Origin of the sequence: Actinomadura sp. KC216, from assembly GCF_004348535.1 — a bacterium.
Lineage (GTDB): Bacteria > Actinomycetota > Actinomycetes > Streptosporangiales > Streptosporangiaceae > Spirillospora.
In genome coordinates this window covers 1-5,630 of the sequence record NZ_SMJX01000437.1, presented here as the reverse complement: position 1 = coordinate 5,630, position 5,630 = coordinate 1, and the positions used below count along the sequence as shown (strand labels likewise).

The window sequence follows — 5,630 nt, the reverse complement described above, 5'->3', positions numbered from 1 at the left end:
TTGACAGTGGCCGGCATGCCGGACAGGGATCGGGCCCCGGAACCGCGTGCCAAGCCCAGCAGGACGGTCTCGGCCTGGTCGTCCTGCGTATGCCCGAGGAGGACGGCCGCCGCGCCGAGCCGGCCGGCGGCCTCGTCGAGCGCCCTGTAGCGGGCGTCGCGGGCCGCGTTCTCCGGTCCGCCCGGCCCATCGACGGTGACCGCGATCGATCCGGACGGGTCCAGGCCCAGGTCCGCCATGGTTCGGACGACGCCGTCCGCGCGCTCTGCGGAACCGTCCTGCAGACCGTGGTCGATCGTGACGCCGGCGGCCAGGCGTCCCGCTCTGGGCGCTTCAAAGGCCAGTGCTGCGGCGAGTGCCAGGGAGTCGGCACCGCCACTGCACGCGGCGACCACAGGCGTGCCCTGTGGAAGGTCGGCCAGAGCGCGCCTCACCGCGAGACGCACCGCCGCCACTGCCGGATCAGGGCCCATGACAAACCTCTACCACCACGCGGCGTTCTGCGCCTGGCCGTGCTCGCAGCAGGTCCCCGGGCCGTCGCCTCTAGGCCGCGGGCGTCGACTCTCGTACAGTCAGGCCTCGTTGGCCTTAGGCGGCGCGTCGAGGGCGCGTGGGCCGACGACGCGGTCCATCCACAGGGTCGGCTCCTTGATCTCGTCGTGCGTGGGCAGCGTCTCCGGGGACTGCCACACCTGGTTGAAGCCGCTCATGCCGACCTCGGTGACGACCCGCCGGACGAACCGCGAACCCTCCGCGTACTGCTTCATCTTCAGATCGATGCCGAGCAGGCGCCGGATCGTCTTGTCGAGTTTGGAGCCGCCGTCACGCCGTCCCTGGAAGCGTGACCGGATCTGCTGCACGGACGGCACGACCTCCGGGCCGACGGCGTCCATCACGTAGTCGCCGTGCCCTTCGACCAGCGTCATCACCGCGGTGAGACGGTCGAGGATGGCGCGCTGCTCCGGGCTCTGGATCGCGTCGATGAGGTTGGCGTCGCCACCGCGCACCGCGTCCGCGACCGCTTCGGCGGCGTCGCGGATGCGGTCCAGCATCACGCCCGGGTCAAGGTCGGACGCAAGGAGGAACTGGGTCATCTGGTCCTGCACGTACTCGCGCAGCCACGAAACCCCGGTGAACTGGGCGCGGTGCGTCTCTTCGTGCAGGCACACCCACAGGCGGAAGTCATGCGCCTCAACGCCGAGTTCCTGCTCCACCTGCACGATGTTGGGCGCGACCAGGGTCAGCCGTCCTGTCGGCGCACGCCCGGACGGGTCGGGCGGCAGGAACAGCTCGTACTGGCCGAGGACGCGGCTGGCCATGTAGGCGAGGATCGCGCCGACCTGCATGCCGGTGACGCGAGAGCCCACGGCCTGGACGACGACGTTGCCCGCACCACCGAGCGCCCCTGGTCCGCGCCGCTCGGACATCTGTTCCATCAGGGGTTCGAGCACCACACGGAAACCGTCGATGTTCGCGCGGATCCAGCCGGGCCTGTCCACGACGGTCGCAGGGTCAGGATCGAGTTCGGAGGCCATGCCCGTGAAGTCCCGGACATGCCCGTGGGCGATCTTCGACAGCTCGCGCAGCTCCGCCACGACCTCGCGGGCCTCGGCGTGGCTGACCTGCGGTCCCGGCCTGACGAGCCGGGTCCCGGCCTGGACCGCCACGTTCCAGTCGATCATTGAGGCGCTCATGTACTCCACCGTACGTTTCGGACGTGGCGCCGGAGCGCCCTGCACAGTCGTTCAACGAACAACCGTTCTGGTTATCTCCCGTACGGACTGGCCCACACACCACCCCAAACCGCCAGGTGTCCGTTAGAGCGGTCAGCCGCAGCCGCAGGCCGCGATGGCCGCCGCCAACTGGTCCAGCTTTCCCGGATCGACCGGGCCCTTGCCGTCCCCCGCCATGAACGCGAAGGCGAGCAGCCCGCCGTCGGCGTCATACGCAAGCCCGGCGAGCGTGCTGACACCCGCCAGCGTGCCCGTCTTGGCGCGCACCATGCCCGCACCCGCCCGGCTGGCCGCACCGGTGTAGCGCGGTGGGCTCAGCGTCCCGGAAAAGCCGGCGATCGGCATGCCCGTGATGACAGAACGAAGCTCCGGGTTCTCCTCGCCTGCGGCGATCGAGACGAGACGTGCCAGTGCGATGGGCGTGATGCGGTTTCGCGTGGACAAACCGCTGCCGTCGTTGACCGAAACCCCCTGCGTGATGCCCATCTGGGCGAGCACCCGCTGGACGGCCTGCGCGGCGTCCGCGAACGTCGCAGGAAGGCCCAGCTTCATGGCGACCTGCCTGGCCACCGCCTCGGCCACGTCGTTGTCGCTGTCGGTCAGCAAATGCTCCACGAGCGCGGACATCGGCGGTGACTGGACGGCGCCGAGCCGCACCGCCCCCTTCTGCGCGACGGTGCTGCGACCCGCCTTCGCGCTGACCCCGTACCTGGAGAGCAACCGGGCGAACTGCTTGGCGGCAGAGGCCGCTGGATCGGAGACCCGCGTCTTCTTGGACGGGTCAGATGGAGCCACCCGTCCTTCGTCAACCGCTAGCGCAGTGACCGGAGCGACCTCCCCGTCAGGCACATAGTTGGGTTTCCATCCGGCTGCAATACGAGGCCCCTGGTAGGCGGACGTGTCGTAGTCAACGCGCACCCGTCCTATACCGGACGTCTTCAACGCAGTGGCCGTCTGCCTGGCCAGGTCTGAGAGGGACGCATAGGGCGGATGGCCCGCGTCAGGGCGTGCAGGGAGGGCAGTCAATGTCGGGTCCCCGCCGCCGACCAGTACTATCCCGCCACCGGCACCCTGCACGACCTGCGTGGTGATCCTGTGCGCGGGCCCCACCGAGGCCAGTGCGGCCACCGACGTGACCAGTTTCGTGGTCGAGGCCGGTGTCGCCGGCCGGTCGGCGCGCCACTCGAACAGTGGCCGGCGGGTCGCCACATCGATGACCACGGCGTTCATCTTCGCGCGCGGACCGCCGATCAGCGCGGAGAGCCGTCCGGCCAGGACGGACGCGTTCGGCGGCCGTCCGTCCGCGGGATCGGCCGCAGGGAGCGCCGCGGACGCGGGCGCCCGCACGGGGTCGCGAAAGGCCACGCTGGGCGGCTGCGGAGTCAGACGGCGGTCGGGTGTGAGTTTCACCACTGCCGCCCCGGCGGCGATGACGAAAACGTTAAGGAGGCACAGCGACAGGACTGCGAGGGCACGGGCCCGTCCAGGCACGTGACCGCCCCTCTCCCACTCAGCACTCACCAACGTGCGACATCCTTATATAAGGGAAACACTCACCTGTGGGGACGGCCTCGCCCACGGGCTCCCGAAAGACTATTCACTGCGCGCGCGCAGGGAGCGGAGGACATCTTGGATTTCGACGTCACCATTGAGATCCCGAAGGGCCAGCGGAACAAGTACGAGGTTGACCACGAGACCGGGCGCATCCGGCTCGACCGCATGCTGTTCACCTCGACGCAGTATCCGGCCGACTACGGGTTCATCGAGCACACCCTCGGCGAGGACGGCGATCCCCTGGACGCGCTGGTGCTGCTGCAGGAGCCGACGTTCCCCGGCTGCCTCATCCGCTGCCGCGCGGTGGGCATGTTCCGGATGACCGACGAGGCCGGTGGTGACGACAAGGTCCTCTGCGTCCCCGCGACCGACCCCCGCATGGAGCACCTGCGCGACATCCACCACGTCGCCGAGTTCGACCGCCTGGAGATCCAGCACTTCTTCGAGGTCTACAAGGACCTGGAGCCCGGCAAGTCCGTCGAGGGCGCCAGCTGGGTGGGACGCGTCGAGGCCGAGCAGGAGATCGAGCGTTCCCTCAAGCGCGCGGCAGACCAGGGCGGCCACTGAACGTCGCCCTCACCGGCCGACGTACCGCCTCCCGTTCTCCTGGGCCGACCCGGCTGCGCCAAGCCGGACGTGGTCAACGGTGCCGAATCCGCTCCCGCGCCGATGTGACACTGCGAAGGACCCTTCCGCACGGAATCCCTGCGGAAGGGTCCTCGTCTTCGCGCGGACGTGCGCGGCCTCAGAGGGCGGGACGCGTCGCACCGATCAGGTCGTCTCGGTGGACGCTGGATATGCGGACCCGTGCGCCGGTGTAAGGCGCCTCGGCCATCCGCCCCTTGCCGACGTAGATGCCCACATGGTGAATGGTGCCGGGATCGGACGTGTCGGTCGCGAAGAAGACGAGGTCACCGGGGCGCAACTCGTCGAGGGGGACGTGGGGCCCGGACGTCCACTGCGTGCCCGTCCAGTGGTCGAGCCGTACACCGGCCTTGTGCCATGCGTATATCGCCAAGCCGGAGCAGTCGAAACCGATGGTTCTCGCCCCCTGTCCCACGCCGTAGCTCGGCCCGTCCACGGTGCCGCCGCCCCACGAGTACGGGGTGCCGAGCCATCTGAGTGCCGCTCGCACCGCGACGGCACCCCGCGCCGCCGTCGTGGGCAGGCCCGCGACAGGTCGTTTCGTACCGGTGAATTTGGAACGAACCTTGCGTGACTCGACTTTTTGGAGTGCCCGTTCCCGCGCGCGTTTGACCCGGGCAGCATGCGCCTCTGCGCTTCCGAGCCGACGCTCAAGCCGGCGCTTTTCCGCCTCGATGCGCTGTACTGACGCTTGCTGGGCGGCAACCGCGGCCTGTGTAGCCCGGCGGGCCTCGTCGGCCCGTTTCGTCGCCGTGCTCTGCTCGGCGGATGCCGCCTGTGCCTGGCGGCGGAACACGTCGGCGACGTTCCTTGCCGCTTCTACCCGTTCGACCATCGCGGCTCGTCGTTCGGCGAGCATCTCGACCGTCGCGGCGCGATCCATGGAGCCTTGGGGGCCGCCGTTGCCGGTGAGAGCCAGTGGCATCTGGTTGTAGCCGGTGTTGTAGCGGTAGGCCTGTGCGGCGAACGACGCCAGTTCGGCCCGCGTCGCCTCTAGCCTTCGGTCGGCCTCGGCCAGTCGCACCAGGGTGTCCCTATGCGCCTGCTGCGACCGCTGCAGTTTGAGCCGCTCGCCGTTGTAGCGCTCTATGGCGGTCTCTGCGGCGACCGCGAGCCGGTCCAGTTCGCCGTCCGCTTGGGCGAGCTTGGCCTTCGTCCGTCCTACCTCGGCGGCCCGTTCCCTGACCCGGTCCTGGCTCCGTTTAACGTCGCGCGCGCTGGGGCCTGGGTCGGCGGCGGTGGGATGCGCGGACGCGGCAGACGACTGCATGCTCATACCGAGCGCGAGACTCGCGGAGAAGGCGATCAGCGGCAGCACCGCACCGCGGAGGGAGGACACACCGCGAAGGGGCGACGGGATCGCGCGACGGGCCTTTGTTGCGCCAGGTGCCATGCGCACGTCCTCCCCCTGGCAAGGACTGCTTAGCGCAAACAATCTCCTACGGAGAGTAGTTGATTCGGGCAATCACAGGTACGTCCGCCCACGCCGCCGATCAGGGACTGGACGTTGTGCTCGTACTGGGAGCGGTAGACCGGGTCGATGAGGACGGCTCTGTTGAGGGAGGCGCGTCCGGAGACGGGTCCGGTCCGCCGTCGGACGGCGGTGGCCCAGAGGGCGACGGCTCTGGGGACGACGGCGGCTTGGACGACGGAGGGTCGGAAGACGGGGGGCGGGACGATGGAGGCTTGGGCCTGGAG

Annotated in this window: 6 protein-coding genes; 1 reads left to right on the top strand and 5 read right to left on the bottom strand. The window is 69.5% G+C overall.

The annotated features are described in order from the left end of the window. The 3 genes from E1264_RS39380 to dacB form a co-directional block, all read right to left on the bottom strand. On the bottom strand, positions 1-473 hold a 473-nt coding region (locus E1264_RS39380; protein WP_132182145.1), incomplete at its 3' end, for a tRNA lysidine(34) synthetase. A 99-nt stretch (positions 474-572) separates the two neighbouring features. Beyond that, positions 573-1,682: a zinc-dependent metalloprotease gene (locus tag E1264_RS39375; protein ID WP_132182149.1), complete on the bottom strand. Its 1,110-nt coding sequence runs from the start codon at positions 1,680-1,682 to the stop codon at positions 573-575. A gap of 144 nt (positions 1,683-1,826) precedes the next feature. Continuing rightward, complete coding sequence (gene dacB / locus E1264_RS39370; protein WP_243711451.1) at positions 1,827-3,224, bottom strand: D-alanyl-D-alanine carboxypeptidase/D-alanyl-D-alanine-endopeptidase; 1,398 nt, start codon at positions 3,222-3,224, stop codon at positions 1,827-1,829. A 138-nt stretch (positions 3,225-3,362) separates the two neighbouring features. Between dacB and E1264_RS39365 the strand changes: the two genes are divergently transcribed. Then, positions 3,363-3,854, top strand: a complete 492-nt coding sequence (locus E1264_RS39365) for an inorganic diphosphatase (protein WP_132182143.1) — start codon at positions 3,363-3,365, stop codon at positions 3,852-3,854. Positions 3,855-4,032: 178 nt separating this feature from the next. Here the strand turns inward: E1264_RS39365 and E1264_RS39360 are convergent, their stop codons facing one another. Both E1264_RS39360 and E1264_RS44920 read right to left on the bottom strand, forming a co-directional pair. Continuing rightward, a complete protein-coding gene (locus E1264_RS39360; protein ID WP_165964616.1) occupies positions 4,033-5,250 on the bottom strand; it encodes an NlpC/P60 family protein in 1,218 nt (405 codons plus the stop codon). A 104-nt stretch (positions 5,251-5,354) separates the two neighbouring features. Further along, positions 5,355-5,630, bottom strand: a 276-nt coding sequence (locus E1264_RS44920; RefSeq protein ID WP_207936833.1) for a hypothetical protein, incomplete at its 5' end; no start/stop codon positions are given.

What these genes read in the sequence shown, in the direction of transcription:
- E1264_RS39375 (WP_132182149.1), bottom strand. Translation starts at nt 1,682, where the DNA reads ATGATCGACTGGAACGTGGCGGTCCAGGCCGGGACCCGGCTCGTCAGG.